This is a genomic window from Paraglaciecola sp., assembly GCF_039964565.1.
GTDB lineage: Bacteria > Pseudomonadota > Gammaproteobacteria > Enterobacterales > Alteromonadaceae > Paraglaciecola.
The window spans coordinates 63,403-80,914 of record NZ_JBDVXF010000043.1 but is presented as its reverse complement, the minus strand read 5'-3'; the positions used below and the strand labels follow the sequence as shown (position 1 = coordinate 80,914).

Here is a 17,512-nt window from a genome sequence, read left to right as displayed (position 1 = left end):
ACCAACGGGTCAAGTAGAAAAATGTACATTGTGAACTGACTTTTATCAAGTTCGCTGGTATCTTTCGTACCAATTATTTTCTTTGTGAAGCTGTTTGATATGTCTACCCCTTTAGTTATTGCCATTTCAGGCGCATCTGGTTCTGGTAAGTCCTTGTTTACTGAGAATTTATTAAAAGAGTTTTCGGAAGAGGGTAAAACGGTGCAAATCCTCCGAGAAGATCATTACTATCGTTCTCAAGACCATTTGCCTATGGCTGATCGTGAAAAAAACAATTACGATCACCCCAAAGCCTTCGAGCACGAGTTACTAGTCAAACATCTACAAGCGTTAAAAAATTGGCAATCAATTGAATATCCTCATTACTGCTACAAGACCCACACACGCCTAGCAGAAACTGAGACACTCAATTCAGCGCCTGTAATTATCATCGAAGGCATCATGCTTTTAGCAAATGACGCACTGCAGCCCTTGTTTGATATCAAAATATTTGTTGATACCCCTTTAGATATTTGTTTATTACGCAGAATGAAAAGGGATATTGCAGAGCGAGGTAGAACCTTTGAGTCAGTGGCACACCAATACCAAACAACGGTCAAACCTATGTATCATCAATTTATCGCACCGAGTCGATTCACCGCAGACGTAATTGTTACCCAAGGTGGAAAAAATCGAATTGCTTTAGATGTTATTAAATCTCATATTCAACAGAGCTTGTTATAACTATCAGTTTTTCGCAGCTCAGATAATAATAAAAAGAAGGAAAAAGTATGGTTAGTCTTATTGGCGTTGCTTTAATGCTGCTGATTGCCTTTGTGTTTTCAGCTCATAAAAAAGCGATTAATTGGCGCACGGTAGGTGGAGCCTTTGCAATCCAAGCAGGAGTAGGCGCCTTAGTATTATATTTTCCACCTGGCATACAGTTTTTACTGGCTTTAACAGGCTATGTTGAAAACATTATTAGTTATAGCCAAGATGGTATTAATTTTATTTTTGGACCCTTGGGTAATAAGTCGATGGGATTCATTTTTGCCTTTAACGTATTGCCAGTCATCGTATTTTTCTCGTCACTAATCACTGTTCTGTACCATCTAAAAGTTATGAATGTCATTATTCGAGTAATAGGTGGTTTTTTACAATTTTTCTTAAAAACCAGTCGCCCAGAGTCCATGTCTGCAGCGGCGAATATTTTTGTAGGTCAAACCGAAGCGCCATTAGTCATTAGACCCTATATCCCCAACTTAACCCGCTCAGAGCTTTTTGCTGTAATGGTAGGTGGGTTAGCCTCTATTGCGGGTTCAGTTATGGCTGGGTATGCAGGTATGGGCGTAGAAATTAAGTATTTACTGGCCGCTAGTTTTATGGCCGCTCCCGGCGGTTTATTAATGGCAAAAATTATTATTCCAGAAACAGAAAAAGTGAAAGATGAGTTAACGGCGAAAGAAGAGCAAGATAACGAATACGCTAATGTGTTTGACGCTGCGGCTAGTGGCGCAGCAAGTGGTTTGCATTTGGCATTAAATGTGGGCGCAATGTTACTAGCGTTTATTGGTTTAATCGCTTTACTTAACGGATTAATAGGCTGGGGCGGAGGACTATTTGGTTCGGAAGATTTAAGTTTTCAGGTGATTTTGGGTTATCTTTTCCAACCCATAGCGTGGACGTTAGGTGTGCCATGGGATGAAGCGAATATTGCGGGAAGTTTTATCGGACAAAAAATGGTGGTGAATGAATTTGTCGCCTATCTAGATTTCCTTAAGTATCAGGCTGAGCTTTCCCCTATAACTCAAGCCATCGTTATTTTTTCTTTGTGTGGATTTGCAAACTTTTCGTCAATTGCCATATTGATGGGTGGCATAGGTGCAATGGCGCCTACTAGGCGCAAAGAAATTGCCCAACTGGGTTTAAAAACGGTACTCGCCGCCACTTTGGCGAACTTAATGAGTGCCGCATTGGCAGGGTTTTACCTTAGCCTTTAAATATATATTTATTTTGAGAGAAAAATTATGGAATTAGTAGCAGTCGATTATAAAGCGCCCAATGCAGATAAACTTTTTGTAGAGTCTTTGCATCAAACTGGCTTTGGCGTATTAAAGAATCACCCTATTAGCCAAGACAGAGTAACGAGTATATATCAACGCTGGGAAGCTTTTTTTAATAGCGAAGAAAAAAATCAATATGCATTTAATAAAGATACCCATGATGGATTTTTTTCTACTGAAATATCTGAAACCGCAAAAGGGTTTAAGAAAAAAGACATCAAAGAATACTTCCACTTTTACCCATGGGGGCGTTGTCCTGAAGCGTTAAAACAAGAAGTCGCTGATTATTATCGAGACACCAATACATTAGCGGCTGAGTTGCTATCATGGGTAGAGAAATACTCTCCTAAAGAGGTGTCTGATAAGTATACCCAGTCTCTTTCGAGTATGGTAACTAATAGCGAACAAACGCTATTACGTATTTTGCATTACCCACCGCTAAACGGTTCTGAAGAACCAGACGCAATACGAGCAGCTGCTCACGAAGACATAAATTTACTAACTATCCTACCTTCTGCCAACGAACCTGGATTGCAAGTAAAAGGTACCGGGGATTCTTGGATTGACGTACCTTGTGATTTCGGCAACTTAATTGTCAATATTGGCGATATGCTGCAAGAAGCCTCTGGTGGTTACTTCCCATCCACCACTCACAGAGTGGTAAACCCTCAAGGAAGCGATCAAACAAAGGCGCGCGTTTCTTTACCTTTGTTTTTGCACCCCAACCCAGAGGTAGTGTTGTCGGATAGATACACAGCCAAGAGTTACTTAAAAGAACGTCTTGAAGAGTTAGGCGTAGCCTAAACGTAGACGACACAAGTTTATCACTATCGCCTCGTAAAAAGTCGCCGCCTGTAATAATAACTAGGCAGCTAATGTTTATGAGGCGTTAACTTATAAACGACTAAGAAACTCTAATTTAGATTGATACCTTTGTTCATCTTGCTTGTTGCGAGCTTTGTTTTTTGCTTGTTTTAAGTAACGCTCACTTTGCTGTAATTCCCCAATTTCAAAATAGGCACGAGCCAGTCCAAAATAGACTTCGTGCTTATTTCGATCTAACGCTAAAGCTTTTCTAAAATGTGCAAGAGCTTGATCCCAATGTTGTTGTTCCATTTGTTGCTCACCTAAATCAACATGGTAATAGGGGTTATTGTTTCTTTGATCTGCCACTTTAGTTAAAATTTCTTCGGCTTCTGCCATTCGACCAGTGAGTTTGTACAAATAGGCTAAATTTTCCATGGCCGTTAGACTATCAGTATTAATTGCAAGTGCATGATGATACGCACTTTCTGCTTGTTGAAAATATCCGCTTAACCGATACACAATACCAAGATTAATCCATGCAGAATGAAAGTTAGGTTGGATACTTAGCGCCCCGCGAAAATAGGCATAAGCGGTCAGGTAATCTTTGCGTAACACCGCATCGGCGCCCTTATTGTTATAAAACATAGATAAAATCGCTTGTTTACTAACGATTTTTTTGGGTAATCCGCGCCTAGATGATTGTGGGTCAAAATCAACCTGATAACTGCGAGTATTGAATACATAAACGTTGGGGTCTTTAGGCGTTAACAATTTGAGGTTTATATGCCCGTTTAACAGACTAAAACCGGCACGTCTAGTCCAGTATTCGGGGATCATAATTTCTTGAAAATTTACCTCAAACCCTGCTTCAGTTGCCAAGGCATAGGTCATAATAGACATAGATAGGCAATTCGCGGCTCGTGCATTAAAGGTATCATTTGCGGTTGTATTTGCATCACCTTGGTACAGTAAATTGAGTTCAGAGCGATCGAATATCGCTTTAACTAAGGCTTCCATTTGATCAAGTTTATTTTTATAGGGTTCAATTGTGGATCCTACAAATGCCTTAGCCGAATCACCTAAGTAAAATACTTGCTGCTCAGATTCGATTGTTACCTTAGAAAAACCTGAATATCCCTGGTCATATAGTAAATTATCAGTAGGGACAACTTGAACCGCAGTAGATTGACATGCGCTAAAAAAACTAAAAAAAATCAATGATATATATACATTATGAATAGATGAAAACTGCAGCATAGAAAATGCCTCAAGCAAATTAACATACTGTTAACATAGCGCTAATTGGTATGAACCGCTACTTTATTCAACTTAAAAAGTAGAGCGCTTATCTTGACTTAATTCTGGCTAACAAGTTTAGTTTGCCTTGATAAATAGATTGCTCTTGGCCTGTTCTTGATTTCTTTTTTGCTAGTTTCAAATAATGTTGACTGCGCTGAATATTACCCAGTTCAAAGTAGGTTTTAGCTAGTCCAAAATAGACTTCGTGATAACTATTGTTTAGCCTCAAAGCTCGCTGGTAGTGTCCTAAGGCAGTTTGCCATTGGTGCTTTTCAAATGCCTTATCACCCTGATTAATATGAAAAAAAGGATTGCGTGCTCTTTTAGATGAGACGTGCTTAATAATACTGTCGGCTTTTTGGTCTTGCCCTATATAACGATATAAATGCGATAAATTTCGCCAAGCAGATAAGTTATTTTTGTCTTTTGTAATAGCTTGCATGTAAGCATTTTCTGAATACTCGTAATGACCAGTCAGTCGATATAAATAACCCAAGTTTGCCAAAGCTGAAGACAATTTGGGATCCAGCTTAACTGCCGTTCGGAAATAGGCATACGCTCTCACATATTCTTTTTTTAGAAGCGCATCTGCGCCATTGTTATTGTGAAACATAGCCACAACTTGCGAGCGCTTAAGCAGTGTTTTTGGAAAATGCTGGCGAGTCGCCTGCGCATCAAAATCAACTTCGTATCCTTTCGTCTTAAAATGAAAATGAGTACGATTTTTTTGCTTCGGAATAATTTGAAGATTGATATGCCTATTGAGCAAGCTCTGTCCCTCTCTAATAGTCCAGTACTCAGGGACTTCGATATCTTGGAAGCGCACCTCAAAACCTAATTCCTTAGCCATCGCAAAAGTCATAATGGACATTGAAAGACAGTTTGCCGCGCGGCTCTGAAACGTCGCAGTGGCCACTGTGTTAGCGTCTGCTCGATATAGTAAATTTAAATCTGAGCGAGAGAATACATGGTGAACTAAAGCCTCAATTTTTTCCTCAGGTTTAAAAACGCCTTTAACTGCTGCTCTGGCGAATGATTTAGCTTCGTCACTCAATTCAAAAATATCTTTTTCAGTTTCGATAGAAACATCTTCAAAGCCGACGAACCCTTGGTCAAACAGCCAATCACCATTAACAACAGTGACTTCAGGAACAGACTGACAACCCAGAAAAATGATAGAAATAAGCCAAACACTTAAAAATTGCATAAATGACCTTTTGTGATCACTAGGACACCCTTTATAGAAGCGGTTTATCCTTGAATTGTTTTATAACACTAGCAGACGTATTAAACTTAGGTACTATTGATTTAACTAATTGAAAATTAAGAAAGCCATATGAAAATAGCTATTTTAGGTGCCATGGATGAAGAAATAACCCTTATCCGAGACTCATTGCAGAATTGCCAAGCACAAACTTTTAATCATCTTACTGTTTATGTGGGAAAACTTGGAGAAGTAGAAGTTGCTCTAGTTAAGTGTGGAATTGGTAAAGTAGCGGCGTCTGTTTCAACAAGTGTTGTGATCCAGCACTTCGCACCAGACTATGTCATAAACACTGGTTCAGCGGGCGGATTTTCGAGTCACCTTAACATCGGTGATATCGTGATAGCGACTGAGTTAAGGCACCATGATGCAGACCTGACTCACTTTGGTTACGAATTAGGCCAAAATGCCGGTATGCCCGCGTATTTCGAATGTGACAAGAGTATGCTTCAGCACGCTGCTAACGCGGTATCCAGTTTAAGCAATGTTCAGGTACAGCAAGGACTTATTTGTACCGGTGATTCCTTTGTTGGCAGTGATGAAGCGGCAGCGGTTATTCGTAGAAACTTCCCCAAAGTTTGTGCAGTAGAAATGGAAGGCGTTGCTATTGCTCAAAGTTGCCATCTGTTGGGCATTCCTTTTTTGGTGATTCGGTCGTTATCTGATATTGCAGGTAAAACCTCAACGGTCTCATTCGAAGCCTACCTAGATCAAGCAGCTAAAAATTCAGCAACCCTAGTGATGCAAACAATTTCGAAATTGGCCTAATGAATAGCGTTGTCAATACCTTAGTTAGTGAGCAACTGTTGCCATTCTGGGTATTGTTGCTAGTTGTTTTTACGGAACGTTACTTACCTTGGCCTGACAAATACCACCCTGTTAGCTTTATGAAAGCATTAACTGTGGGGATGCAGGCCAAAGTACTATCAAACGACCTCAATTCATCGAGGCAACAGAAACTTTCAGGTAGCTTAGCGTGTATTGTTTTATTGTTTCCGTTTTACGTCATACTGGCACTCTTTACATACTTATCCGAATATCCAATATTTTTTGAAGCACTAATGCTGCTTATAGCATTGCGGTTTCAAGATATGCCTAAACAAACAGCCAAAGTTACTGCAGCATTGTCCAAACAACAAAAAATGTTGGCGCGACACGCGGTGTCACAAATAGTCATCAGAAAAACTGAAAAAATGTCGCCAATGGGCATAGTCAAAGCGAATATTGAGTCGCTATTATTACGATTTAGCTATCAATATTGCAGCGTCATTTTTTGGTATCTACTAACAGGCGGCGTTGGCGCGCTTCTCTATCGATTTGTCTACGAAATGTCGTTAAGTTGGAACATAAAATTAGAGAGGTTTAAGTATTTTGGCCAACCAGTGCGCTACTTAAGCAATGTACTGCAGTGGTTTCCTAGTAAGCTCGCTAGTCTGAGTATTGTACTGGCAGTTAATATTAGTCTAGGTACTAAGGCGTTATTTCAGAAAGTTAGCTATCAATGTGATCACCTGTTTGTTTTAAACCTTTGCGGATCCAGTTTAGGTATTGAACTTGGGGGGCCTGCCTACTACGGATCACAAAAGATACGCACCACAAAATGTGGGGGAAAAAGGCAAATAATATTAGCCGATAATAGCCGAACCTTAGCGGCGATAAATCGCGCCACCTGGGTGTGGTTAACGGTATACTTTTTGGGTTGTGCTTGGTCATTTTCGCTCGCTCAATAAACTCAATAGCTGATTAGAATGGCTTATGTTACTGCAATTGTGCTTTACACTCTGGATGGTCCTTATTACTATCACTAACTTACAATCTGACTCACGAACGAGAACTTTATTATGTTTAAACGCAGCGTATTTTGGGTATTAGGTTTACTCAGCTTTTCAGCTTTTTCGAGTAACATTAGTACAATTACCCAACAACAACTGCTAGCTGCAGACAGTAATAGCCTAGTCATAGTAGATGTTCGTACCCCAGAAGAATTTCAAAAAGGGCATGTACCCAACGCCATAAATGTTCCTTTAAGTGAAATTATTGATGACCCAGCGATTTTGTCTTCATCAAAAGAAAAATCTATTGTGCTGTATTGCCGTTCGGGTTATCGAGCAGGTAAAGCTGCAGAAGCCTTGATAAAAGATGGTTATGAAAACCTAAGTCACCTAGAGGGTGATATGTTGGCATGGCAAGAACAAGGCTTAGCTGTTGAGAAATAGTTTTAATTAAGCTCAGATATGGTAATCACTTTAACTACACCCGCTATGTTGTTCCCAGCAATATCTCTATTGCTGCTCGCCTACACCAATCGATTTTTAGCCTTAGCGAGTATTATAAGAAACTTTGATTTAGGTGAAAGCAACGAAAATGATCAGCAACAAATCAAAAGCTTGCGGTCTAGAATTCAATTAATTAAAAATATGCAAGGGGCTGGCATGGGAAGCTTCTTCTTATGCGTATTATCAATGTTGGCAATTTATGCCGAATACCAAACCGTTGGTAGCACAATATTTGCGTGTAGCTTAGTGCTACTATTGTATTCGCTATGGTTATCGGTCAGGGAAATTCATATATCTGTTGAAGCCCTTGATTTGCATTTAAGTCACTTAAACTTACCGTTCAAGAAACCCTCTAAGCAAAAGAAAACTAGGAATTAATAAGCATTTTTCACTAATTATTAAGGCATAAGGCGTATACAGGGCCAATCCCAATAAAAATTGGCCCTGTATATTTATTTGAATGTTATCCGAGCAAACTTGCGTTTACCAATTTGCAAAACCACCTGCAACGCTTGGTTAAATTGATGCTTTACATTCTCGACCTTTTCACCATTTAATTTAACTGCCCCTTGTTTAATCATGCGCATCGCATCAGAAGTTGAATTAACTAAACCGGCTTCTTTTAAAACATTAGCGATCATCAACCCTTCGCTAGGTAAGACAAATTCAAACTCTGGCATTTCGTCAGGTATGGCATTTTTCTGAAAACGTTGGATAAAATCTTGATGTGCAGCCTCTGCATCTTGTTGGCTATGAAAACGTGCAATTATCTCCTTCGCTAAGTCAATCTTTGTATCCCGTGGATTTAATCCTTCTGCCACTTTTTGTTTTATGACTGCGATATCATTTTGAGGTCTAAAGCTCAACAATTCATAATAACGCCACATTAAATCATCTGATATCGACATGATTTTACCAAACATATCATTTGGCGAATCAGTGATTCCGATATAATTCCCCAAAGACTTCGACATTTTTTGAACGCCATCTAAACCTTCAAGTAACGGCATCATCAATACTGTTTGTTGACTTTGTCCTTCGGATTTTTGTAACTCTCGCCCCATCAGTAGATTAAATCTTTGATCGGTGCCACCGAGTTCAACATCCGCTTCTAAAGCTACCGAATCCCAGCCTTGCACAAGTGGATAAAGAAATTCGTGGATAGCAATAGGTTGCCCACCAGCATAGCGCTTTTTAAAATCATCACGCTCCAACATTCGCGCAACGGTTTGATTGGAGGCTAGTTTTATCATACCTGCCGCCCCCAGTGTTTCCATCCATTGTGAATTAAACTTAATGGTTGTTTTTTTCGGATCGAGTATTTTAAACACTTGTTCTTTGTAAGTTTCAGCGTTAGCTAATACATCTTCTTTAGTCAGAGGTTTTCGAGTGACATTTTTACCAGTTGGATCACCTATCATGCCCGTAAAATCGCCAATCAGAAAGATAACCTCGTGGCCTAACTGCTGAAAAGTACGTAGTTTGTTAATCAGAACTGTATGACCTAAATGCAAATCAGGAGCGGTAGGATCGAAGCCCGCCTTAATTTTCAGAGGCTTGCCAGTTTTTAGTTTGGCAATCAATTCATCTTCTATCAATATTTCTTCTGCTCCGCGCTGAATTTCAGCCATCGCACTTTGCCAATCTGACATTTCTGTAACCTTTGTTAAAAATCTATTATTAATCTCATCTTTAACATTTTACTTGGCAAGCCCTTGCAATGAAAGGGCAATAGTATTTTTAACAATAACTTAAAGTGATTAGCTACACCTAATAAACCACTCAAAAAACCACCCTTAACTGGAAAATCCTTCGTAATCCATATATTCTGCAGTTATGTTCGAAAAAGTGTAGTGTGTTTGTGATTAAAAAGACCTTTAAAAATATGCCTAAACCGCACAGATGGTTCATATCTGGAGTGGCTGGATTTTTGTTCGTTTTGATTCTTTTTCCATCTAAACCCGTGAGTGCCATTAAAAACTCTGCCACTACTTTAGAAATAGGTAAACGATACGATTTGGACATTAACTTTGATAATGTCAAAGTAGAAGACTTTTCTATTGTAGAGGAAACTAACACCTCTCAGTCTGTAGTTGTCAAAAAGGGCGACAACTTAGCCACTATATTCAAACGCGTTGGCCTATCTCCTCAGCAGACTTATCATGTCAGCAAGGCAGGAACTCAAGCCAAAAAATTACTAAAAATAATGCCCGGCGATGTGTTGGAACTACAAATCGACCCGCGAGGCCAGTTAGTATCGCTACAATATCCTTATTCCAACACCGAGACTTTAGTGATCACTAAAGCTGAAGACGATTCATTTAGCAGTAGCATCGAAACCCTAAAAGTCGATACCCGTTTGAATTACACCCAAGGTGATGTGACTAACAGTTTCTGGAATGCTGGGTTAAAGGCTAATTTGACCAACAACCAAATCATGCAAGTCGCCGGTATTTTTGGTTGGGATATAGATTTTGCATTAGGACTAAGAACAGGTGATAGTTTTTATGTAATGTTTGAAGAGCATTACATTAATGGTGAGTTCATTGAAAATGGCGACATAGTTGCCGCGCAGTTTGTAAACCAGGGCGAAACCTACACCGCCATTCGTTACCAAGATGGTAATTTTTACACTCCTGAAGGTCGCAGTATGCGCAAGAGTTTTTTACGTGCACCTGTTAACTTTAGATACATCAGTTCAAGTTTTAAAAAGCGTCGTTTTCATCCGGTTCAAAAACGTTGGAAAGCACACCGAGGCGTAGACTATGCAGCTGATCGCGGCACCCCAGTCATCGCAGCGGGTGATGGGAAAGTGATCAAGTCAAGTTATGACAAATACAACGGTCATCATGTTTTTATCCAACATGGCGAAAAGTATGTAACCAAATATCTGCACTTTACCAAACGTAAAGTTAAAAAAGGGCAAACCGTTAAACAAGGGCAATTAATAGGAACTGTAGGCTCTACAGGTTTAGCTTCGGGCCCACATTTACATTATGAATTTTTAGTTGACGGTGTGCATCGCAATCCTCGCACTGTAGATTTACCCAAAGCGCAACCTATAGAAAACAAAGAAAAACAAAAATTTATCGATATAGCTAAAAACAGATTGCAGCAGTTAAATAATAACAAACGCATAATGTTAGCGATGAATTAAGGCCTGTTATGCCACAGCTTTATCTTGGACTAATGTCAGGTACCAGTATTGATGGGGTTGACGTTGCGTTAGTCGATTTTTCAGGTTCTCAACCCCGACTGCTAGACTGCCAAACCTTTCCTTTTTCTGCAGCTTTGTGTGCCGAATTACATAGGCTGTGCGCACCTGGTGAGAATGAAATCGAACGCATGGGTCGCGCCGATAGGGCTTTAGCCGAAGTATTTGCTGACGCATCACTACAATTACTCAAAGACAACTATGTTCGCCCAGACCAAGTCAGAGCGATTGGTTCCCATGGACAAACTATTCGTCATATTCCACACGGAGAACACTGTTTTAGTATACAAATTGGCGACCCCAACACATTAGCCGCGCTGACGGGTATTGATGTAATTGCAGATTTCAGACGTAAAGACATGGCCCTAGGTGGACAAGGAGCCCCCTTGGTACCCGCTTTCCACAACGCCGTATTTGCCAATCCAGAAAAATCCAGAGTGGTGATTAATATCGGTGGCATAGCGAATATCACTTACCTTCCACGGCGGGATTGTGATGCGATTATCGGGTACGATACTGGCCCAGGAAATACCTTGTTAGATGCGTGGTGTAAACAGCATACAGGCAAAGATTATGATGAAAAAGGCCAATGGGCAGCGCAACGCTCCGCCGATACCGAATTATTACAACTGTTGTACTCGCATCCCTATTTTAGCTTGCCGGCACCTAAGAGCACAGGTCGAGAGCAATTTAACTTACCCTGGCTGCATCAAAACCTAGCTAGCTTATCTCGCGACATTGATCCCCAGGTAGTACAGTCGACTTTAGTTATGCTGACCACCCACACCATTGCCCAGCAAGTTTTACAATTTAAAGATGTTGAGCAAGTGTATCTCTGCGGTGGTGGGGCACGAAATGAATTTCTTGTAGAAGAACTTGAGTCCGCGCTACATGAATGTGAGCTATTCACAACAGATGAGTTAGGTGTTGAAGCGGATGCAGTTGAAGCCATGGCCTTTGCGTGGTTAGCCTATGCACATATCAATAATATACAAGGCAGTATCGCCAGTGTCACTGGAGCAACAAAAGGGGCGGTATTGGGCACCTTTTGCCCTGGCAAAGTAGAATGACAAAACGTCCTTTAGATAAAACAGATATTGCTATTTTGGCTGCATTATATAAAGACGCCAGAATGAACAATAAAGATATTGCTGTATTAGTGGGTCTTGCTCCTTCTTCATGCCTTGAAAGAATTAAAAAATTGCAAACTGAGCAGGTTATAAAAGGGGCGCAATTAAGCGTCGACTTTCAAGCTTTAGGTGGCAATATTCAAGTGATGGTTTCTATCCGCCTATCCGATCATAGTCGTCCCACCGTAGATACCTTTCAAAAGCAGTTGGCTAAACTACCCGAGGTGATAAGTCTTTATCATATGGGTGGAGAAAATGACTTTTTGTTACATGCCAGCTTAAGAGATACAGAACATTTACGAGACTTTGTATTCAATGCAATTACGGCAAGAAAAGAAGTAAATCATGTTGAAACGGCATTAATTTACACCCAAATAAATAGCAAAGAATTACCTAAAGTATAAGTCGCCTCAAATTGCATTCGTTATGCCTCTGCCTTTAGAGCTCAAAATACTCAGTAAAACACTTATACAATTGAGTACCACTTAACACCGAAGCCGAAGGAAAATGTAGAATCGCCACCAAATCACACGGCGCAAGTATTTCTGTTGTCGCCTCGTCGGTATCTAGATTATCCACATTGAGCACTTTAGCTAATACCTCTCCCTTTTTTACAACGTCGCCAGGCTTAACGATATACTCCACAATGCCACCTTGTCGGGTGAAGAGTGTTTTATAATTGCGCAGCATGACCGCTTTACGTGACATTTTTTCAGGTAAAATGTCACACTTGGGTAGACATCCTTTCGCCGTTAAATACGTTAGAATGCTCTTAGCGTCATATTCACCCTCAGTGAAACTAATCACTTCCTGGCTGCCCATTTCCAACGTAAACGCCTCAACTGCAAAATCAATTGGCTTTTGGCGTTTGCTGCTCACTATATCTGCCAGCAACCACCATGGGCAAAACGTGGCTTCATCTAACGCACCTGAAAACACTTGAGGCATAAATATGACATGTGGAATGTTGAATAAACTAGCAGATTCCTTGGCATATTCAGGCACATAAAGATGCCGCGTTGACACTGGGCCGTTATGTAAATCAAGCACATAATCTGCATCAAATGCCAATTGTTGCAATTTTAGATTGAGATGCTGGGCTAATCCAATCCCCCACGTTTCGTTTAATCGAGTTTGCAATTGTTGTTTCATTTCTAGGCGAAATCGAGATTTTATTGACGCGACAGATTCTTCATCTTCAATACTGTGTGCAAATTTACGAATAAAACAATCATCATAGTAATAACCACGATTCCAATTTGTACCATTAACAGGGTCGAAACGCCCTAAGGTATACTCCCCTGCCTTGATATTAGTGCCCACAGGATTACAGTTAGGTACCAACAATACTTCACCACAAATAGGCAAAGTTTTAAGCCACTGGATAAGTTGATAAATAACCACATTGCCTTGTACTTCTGCGCCGTGAATCGAACTTTGTATATAAACCTTAGGTCCTGGCTTTGCACCAACAAACCGATACATAGGCACATTCATGTTTCTGCCGGACGCATTCTGCGCCACCACTATATGCTCTTTGAACAACTGATTCATACGACGAGGCAGTCCTGTCTAAAATTTCTATGTTTTTGTTGCTGGAAAATGCGGGGATATTGAACGTCGAACACCATTGCCCCAAAGAATAGCTTCATTAAAAAGGCTATGGAGTAGCTTTTGGTCTAATTCTAGAATTTTAGAAATTCTTATCACCTTCAACCAGTTACCACTTTCAAAAGCCTTAGCTAGCATGAGGTACATGGATAAATCATTCTGTCCCCCACAGAGCGCCTCTTTTACTTCATCAACTAGCGGTAGTTTTTCAATCAAGAACTCCATTTGTTGATCGAGCAAAGCATCAAGCAATGAAAATAGCCCGACTAAAAAAGCTGTAGGAGGGTTATTACCGATATTTTTTTCGGTTCCAACAAGATCACAAAACCGTCCACGAACAAGAGACAAATGTAACAACTCTAAAGGTTTGTCATCTGACAAATTAGCCAAAGCCAACAAAGCTATAAACTTCTTAATTTCAACTTCACCCATATAATTCAATGCATGGCGTAACGAAGTAATTTTGTAGCGTTTGTTGATCATTGGGTTATTAATAAAGCGCAACAACATATATGACAAACCCACATCATGCTCAATCACACTATTAATACTTTCAATATCAAATGATTCGCTAGAACTAGCCCCCATCAGTTCAACTAAAGTTAGCTTGGAGGTGGGTATATTTTTGCTCGACACAGACATCGGCCTAGCGAAAAAGTAACCTTGAAAATAGTCAAACCCCATGTCTCTAAAAATACTAAAACTCTGCTGAGTTTCAACCTTGTCTGCAATCAGTTGTACATTTGCATCAATAAATCGGTTTGCATTTTTTTCGAAAAAATCCAAATTTTCGTGATTAGAGTTGACTTTAAGCATGTCAACATAAGGTATAAACTCTTCCCAACTAGGCTTTAGTCGGCAATCTTCCAATGCAATTTTATAACCCATGTTTTTTACATGTTTACACACATCTAAAAGACTACTATCTTCATTGCGGCCGGTCACTAGCTCCACCACCACATTTTCTGGGTCAAGAGAAGCAGGTAAACCGCTCATTAATGTTTCAGATTGAAAATTAATAAGTGATTTTTTGTTGCAAGATATGTCATCTAAATTAAGGGTCTGATAATTTTTGGCGATCAGTTTGGAAGTTGCCTCATCTCTTTCAACTTCAGGATAACAATTGTTTTTGCCATCTCTAAAAAAAAGCTCATAGGCAAAAACTTCTTTGTTTCTGTCCAATATTGGTTGGCGAGCTATAAAAGCAAACATATACGTCCTGTCTAAATTTTTATTATTATGGGTTATCGCTAGATCAACAATAGCAGATCCATTTTATTGAATAGCGATCATATTTTGCACATCATAACACTAAAAAAAAGCGTGATGAATAGTCTGTTTTCTAATCATCTATAACGAAGGTAAGCGCTCACAAAGTTGCTAATTCGTGCTCTCACACCTTACTTTTACTATTCTAGTTGCTAGAAACATAAAAAAACGAGCTAACTAGGCTTGTTGATTAAAAATAGTATCAGTTATCAAAAGTCAATTGATGCCATCGTCTCTCAATTAAAGCAATTTAGGGATAAATTTGAGTTGCTCATTTCACATCGAGATACCTAAAAATCAACACTCAAAATTAAGTTTCCATTTCTCACTAAAATTCCTTGACGCGCAACCTACGAAAACATAAATTAACGACCTTTTTAATAGTCTAGTTATTACCGATTAAATCTAATATTTGGATTGGCTCGTAGCAATGAGACTAATGTGATTTTTCACCAAGCAGTATTCTAATTATATAGCACGACTTGAAAAGATAGATTACGCCACAACATCTATTCGGATATCCGAATTGGAATTTTTTACGATTGCGGCGGTCTACTAAGTTAGAGCAAACGAATAGCGAGTTTGCGAAATGAATTAGAGTCGCGGAGCAATGTGTTTTTTGCTAGAATCGCGAGCAAAGTGTAATACGAGGTATCTATGAGTACGAGTACAGATTTACGCGCACTAACGTTAACCGTTCCGCAAACGGGAAGCATTGAAACTTATGTACAAGCGGTAAGTGGCATTAATATGCTTAGTGCTGAAGACGAGCGAGCTTTGGCTGAACGTTTACAACAAGACGATGACCTACAAGCTGCAAGAAAGCTTATTATGTCTCACTTACGTTTTGTCGTGCACATTGCAAAATCGTATTCAGGTTATGGTTTACCACAGGCTGATTTAATTCAAGAGGGCAATATTGGTTTGATGAAAGCTGTGAAACGCTTTGATCCAACTGTAGGTGTTCGTTTGGTTTCTTTTGCAGTACATTGGATAAAAGCCGAAATACATGAATTTGTATTGAAAAATTGGCGTATTGTTAAAGTTGCCACGACTAAAGCCCAACGTAAGTTGTTTTTCAACCTTCGCAAGAATAAAAAGCGCCTTGGTTGGTTTACCCATGCTGAAGTACAAAAAGTGGCAGACGATTTAGGCGTTAGTACTAAAGAAGTGCTGCAAATGGAAGCTCGCATGAGCAGTCACGATCAGGCATTTGACTTATCTGCTGATGATGATGAAAGTGGTAGTTTTGCTCCAGTACAATTTCTTGAAGATAAAAGTGAAGACGTAGAATCTGAAGTCATTAATTCAGATTGGGATTCGAATGCATCTGATAGACTATACTCGGCGATTAAGACTCTTGACGAACGTAGTCAACACATCATCCAAACACGCTGGTTATCGGATGACAAAACCACACTTCAAGATTTAGCAGATAAATATCAAGTTTCTGCTGAGCGCGTTCGACAAATTGAAAAGAATGCGATGAAAAAGCTACAAAACGCAATGGCCGCTTAACCGCAATGGCCCAATAATTAGTTAAAAGCGCGATTTTCGCGCTTTTTTTATGTCTAATTTTTTATCTCTGCCCCAAACTGCTACAAATTAAGAATCTTCTGCAACCGCAGCTTCGGTAATGGGTAAAACCCAGAATACCCCAGAAAATTCAGCAACAGCATTATCACCGTCTAAAATGGCAACGCTTAGCTTAATCTGACATTTTTTGTTTTTACTAAGAGGTTCGAATTTTCCAGTTAACGACTCTATGTTACACAATGCTCGAGGTTGCAAAGTAATAGGCTTATGATAATGAATATTGCCATCACCTAACACTATTTCTCCGTCCAGCCCTTTCTCTTTGAGTTGTAAAAATATCATCCCCCACCCAGTCAAAGTGGCTAAAGAAAAAATACTGCCAGCGAACATAGTGCCATGTAGATTAATATTTTTATTCAAAGATGCTCTAGTTTCGAGAGTACGGCCGCTAAATTGATGCAACTTTATTCCCATTTGTTCACTAATAGGGATAGTGTCATGCCAAGTATCTTGTAACAATTTGCACCACTTAGGGTGCAACAAAATACTACTCGGGTCGCTTAATTTTTTGACCATTTGTTGACGCTGTTGTTCCCCAAGCTCTTTGGGTGCACCTTTTTGAGCTTTGAATCCTAAACTTGTAAATAATGCTATCGACGCTTGAGTACTATTGGTCACAATCCGCACCGCGCCCTCAGTTCTTGCCACAGACTCTAGAGAGGTGACTAACATTTTAGCTAGCCCTTTCCCCTGGTACGCTTTTTCAACCGCAACATGACGCACTTGTGCCTCTTCTGCCGTATTCATATGTACTCGGCCAACTGCTATCACTTCTCCATCTGAGTTACGCATCATTCGGTGTTGGCTGACTTGTTCGTACTCATCCTTTTCAGAACCTTCAGGGAAGTTCCAAGGCTCTCTTAGCATTTTCCAACGAAATGCAAAGTACTCACTAAAATCTTGTTCGCTAGATGGCGTTTCAATTTTATACATTTAATCAAGGCTCTCAATGATTTAGTTGCCGGGAGACGTTAGCTCTCAAAAGTAGTAAGTATTAGAAACTA

General features: G+C 39.8%; 17 protein-coding genes. 11 read left to right on the top strand and 6 right to left on the bottom strand.

Annotated elements, in window-relative coordinates; translation table 11 throughout:
• Positions 1–99 precede the first annotated feature (99 nt).
• Genes udk through ABJK37_RS18645 form a run of 3 tightly spaced genes read left to right on the top strand, consistent with a single transcriptional unit; the run spans position 100 to position 2,846 of the window.
• On the top strand, positions 100–723 hold the full coding sequence (gene udk / locus ABJK37_RS18655; protein WP_348357051.1) for a uridine kinase: 624 nt from the start codon (positions 100–102) through the stop codon (positions 721–723).
• Between the two features lie 47 nt (positions 724–770).
• Positions 771–1,979 (top strand): NupC/NupG family nucleoside CNT transporter, encoded by a 1,209-nt coding sequence (locus ABJK37_RS18650; RefSeq protein ID WP_348357049.1) that lies wholly within the window; start codon positions 771–773, stop codon positions 1,977–1,979.
• A gap of 27 nt (positions 1,980–2,006) precedes the next feature.
• A complete protein-coding gene (locus ABJK37_RS18645) occupies positions 2,007–2,846 on the top strand; it encodes a 2OG-Fe(II) oxygenase family protein (RefSeq protein WP_348357047.1) in 840 nt (279 codons plus the stop codon).
• A 90-nt stretch (positions 2,847–2,936) separates the two neighbouring features.
• On the opposite strand, the gene ABJK37_RS18640 is transcribed toward ABJK37_RS18645, so the two are convergent.
• Positions 2,937–4,106, bottom strand: a complete 1,170-nt coding sequence (locus ABJK37_RS18640; RefSeq protein ID WP_348357045.1) for a tetratricopeptide repeat protein — start codon at positions 4,104–4,106, stop codon at positions 2,937–2,939.
• An 88-nt stretch (positions 4,107–4,194) separates the two neighbouring features.
• The gene (locus tag ABJK37_RS18635) at positions 4,195–5,355 is read right to left on the bottom strand and encodes a tetratricopeptide repeat protein (protein WP_348357043.1); all 1,161 of its coding nucleotides are present in this window, start codon (positions 5,353–5,355) and stop codon (positions 4,195–4,197) included.
• 129 nt (positions 5,356–5,484) lie between these two features.
• Between ABJK37_RS18635 and mtnN the strand changes: the two genes are divergently transcribed.
• From mtnN to ABJK37_RS18615, 4 genes are all read left to right on the top strand, one after another.
• On the top strand, positions 5,485–6,180 hold the full coding sequence (gene mtnN, locus ABJK37_RS18630) for a 5'-methylthioadenosine/S-adenosylhomocysteine nucleosidase (RefSeq protein ID WP_348357041.1): 696 nt from the start codon (positions 5,485–5,487) through the stop codon (positions 6,178–6,180).
• Positions 6,180–7,142 carry a cobalamin biosynthesis protein gene (locus tag ABJK37_RS18625; protein WP_348357038.1) on the top strand — a complete coding sequence of 321 codons (963 nt, stop codon included), beginning with the start codon at positions 6,180–6,182 and terminating at the stop codon, positions 7,140–7,142. Before mtnN ends, ABJK37_RS18625 begins: the two co-directional genes overlap by 1 nt.
• 111 nt (positions 7,143–7,253) lie before the next feature.
• Positions 7,254–7,628 (top strand): rhodanese-like domain-containing protein, encoded by a 375-nt coding sequence (locus ABJK37_RS18620; RefSeq protein WP_348357036.1) that lies wholly within the window; start codon positions 7,254–7,256, stop codon positions 7,626–7,628.
• 18 nt (positions 7,629–7,646) lie between these two features.
• On the top strand, positions 7,647–8,066 hold the full coding sequence (locus ABJK37_RS18615; RefSeq protein ID WP_348357034.1) for a DUF2721 domain-containing protein: 420 nt from the start codon (positions 7,647–7,649) through the stop codon (positions 8,064–8,066).
• Positions 8,067–8,140: 74 nt separating this feature from the next.
• Here the strand turns inward: ABJK37_RS18615 and tyrS are convergent, their stop codons facing one another.
• Positions 8,141–9,340 (bottom strand): tyrosine--tRNA ligase, encoded by a 1,200-nt coding sequence (gene tyrS / locus ABJK37_RS18610; RefSeq protein WP_348357032.1) that lies wholly within the window; start codon positions 9,338–9,340, stop codon positions 8,141–8,143.
• Positions 9,341–9,549: 209 nt separating this feature from the next.
• Between tyrS and ABJK37_RS18605 the strand changes: the two genes are divergently transcribed.
• From ABJK37_RS18605 to ABJK37_RS18595, 3 genes are read left to right on the top strand one after another with little or no spacing between them, the layout of a single operon-like run.
• On the top strand, positions 9,550–10,845 hold the full coding sequence (locus ABJK37_RS18605; protein ID WP_348357030.1) for a peptidoglycan DD-metalloendopeptidase family protein: 1,296 nt from the start codon (positions 9,550–9,552) through the stop codon (positions 10,843–10,845).
• Positions 10,846–10,853: 8 nt separating this feature from the next.
• Complete coding sequence (locus tag ABJK37_RS18600; protein WP_348357028.1) at positions 10,854–11,972, top strand: anhydro-N-acetylmuramic acid kinase; 1,119 nt, start codon at positions 10,854–10,856, stop codon at positions 11,970–11,972.
• Entirely contained in the window at positions 11,969–12,436 is a 468-nt protein-coding gene (locus ABJK37_RS18595; protein ID WP_348357026.1) for an Lrp/AsnC family transcriptional regulator, read from the top strand. The genes ABJK37_RS18600 and ABJK37_RS18595 overlap by 4 nt, the downstream gene beginning before the upstream one ends.
• A 34-nt stretch (positions 12,437–12,470) precedes the next feature.
• Here ABJK37_RS18595 and ABJK37_RS18590 read toward each other — a convergent pair whose 3' ends face one another.
• Entirely contained in the window at positions 12,471–13,586 is a 1,116-nt protein-coding gene (locus tag ABJK37_RS18590) for a succinylglutamate desuccinylase/aspartoacylase family protein (RefSeq protein WP_348357024.1), read from the bottom strand.
• A 27-nt stretch (positions 13,587–13,613) separates the two neighbouring features.
• Entirely contained in the window at positions 13,614–14,855 is a 1,242-nt protein-coding gene (locus ABJK37_RS18585) for an EAL domain-containing protein (RefSeq protein ID WP_348357022.1), read from the bottom strand.
• A gap of 714 nt (positions 14,856–15,569) precedes the next feature.
• Here ABJK37_RS18585 and rpoH point away from each other — a divergent pair.
• On the top strand, positions 15,570–16,430 hold the full coding sequence (gene rpoH, locus ABJK37_RS18580) for an RNA polymerase sigma factor RpoH (RefSeq protein ID WP_348357020.1): 861 nt from the start codon (positions 15,570–15,572) through the stop codon (positions 16,428–16,430).
• 87 nt (positions 16,431–16,517) lie between these two features.
• Here the strand turns inward: rpoH and ABJK37_RS18575 are convergent, their stop codons facing one another.
• Entirely contained in the window at positions 16,518–17,441 is a 924-nt protein-coding gene (locus ABJK37_RS18575; protein WP_348357018.1) for a bifunctional GNAT family N-acetyltransferase/hotdog fold thioesterase, read from the bottom strand.
• Positions 17,442–17,512: the final 71 nt, after the last annotated feature.

Excerpts from the sequence above, each read along its gene's own strand:
- ABJK37_RS18595 (WP_348357026.1), top strand. The coding sequence starts at position 11,969 with ATGACAAAACGTCCTTTAGATAAAACAGATATTGCTATTTTGGCTGCA.
- rpoH (WP_348357020.1), top strand. The coding sequence starts at position 15,570 with ATGAGTACGAGTACAGATTTACGCGCACTAACGTTAACCGTTCCGCAA.
- tyrS (WP_348357032.1), bottom strand. The coding sequence starts at position 9,340 with ATGTCAGATTGGCAAAGTGCGATGGCTGAAATTCAGCGCGGAGCAGAA.
- mtnN (WP_348357041.1), top strand. The coding sequence starts at position 5,485 with ATGAAAATAGCTATTTTAGGTGCCATGGATGAAGAAATAACCCTTATC.
- ABJK37_RS18640 (WP_348357045.1), bottom strand. The coding sequence starts at position 4,106 with ATGCTGCAGTTTTCATCTATTCATAATGTATATATATCATTGATTTTT.
- ABJK37_RS18650 (WP_348357049.1), top strand. The coding sequence starts at position 771 with ATGGTTAGTCTTATTGGCGTTGCTTTAATGCTGCTGATTGCCTTTGTG.
- ABJK37_RS18575 (WP_348357018.1), bottom strand. The coding sequence starts at position 17,441 with ATGTATAAAATTGAAACGCCATCTAGCGAACAAGATTTTAGTGAGTAC.
- ABJK37_RS18615 (WP_348357034.1), top strand. The coding sequence starts at position 7,647 with ATGGTAATCACTTTAACTACACCCGCTATGTTGTTCCCAGCAATATCT.
- udk (WP_348357051.1), top strand. The coding sequence starts at position 100 with ATGTCTACCCCTTTAGTTATTGCCATTTCAGGCGCATCTGGTTCTGGT.
- ABJK37_RS18620 (WP_348357036.1), top strand. The coding sequence starts at position 7,254 with ATGTTTAAACGCAGCGTATTTTGGGTATTAGGTTTACTCAGCTTTTCA.
- ABJK37_RS18590 (WP_348357024.1), bottom strand. The coding sequence starts at position 13,586 with ATGAATCAGTTGTTCAAAGAGCATATAGTGGTGGCGCAGAATGCGTCC.
- ABJK37_RS18600 (WP_348357028.1), top strand. The coding sequence starts at position 10,854 with ATGCCACAGCTTTATCTTGGACTAATGTCAGGTACCAGTATTGATGGG.
- ABJK37_RS18625 (WP_348357038.1), top strand. The coding sequence starts at position 6,180 with ATGAATAGCGTTGTCAATACCTTAGTTAGTGAGCAACTGTTGCCATTC.
- ABJK37_RS18585 (WP_348357022.1), bottom strand. The coding sequence starts at position 14,855 with ATGTTTGCTTTTATAGCTCGCCAACCAATATTGGACAGAAACAAAGAA.
- ABJK37_RS18635 (WP_348357043.1), bottom strand. The coding sequence starts at position 5,355 with ATGCAATTTTTAAGTGTTTGGCTTATTTCTATCATTTTTCTGGGTTGT.
- ABJK37_RS18645 (WP_348357047.1), top strand. The coding sequence starts at position 2,007 with ATGGAATTAGTAGCAGTCGATTATAAAGCGCCCAATGCAGATAAACTT.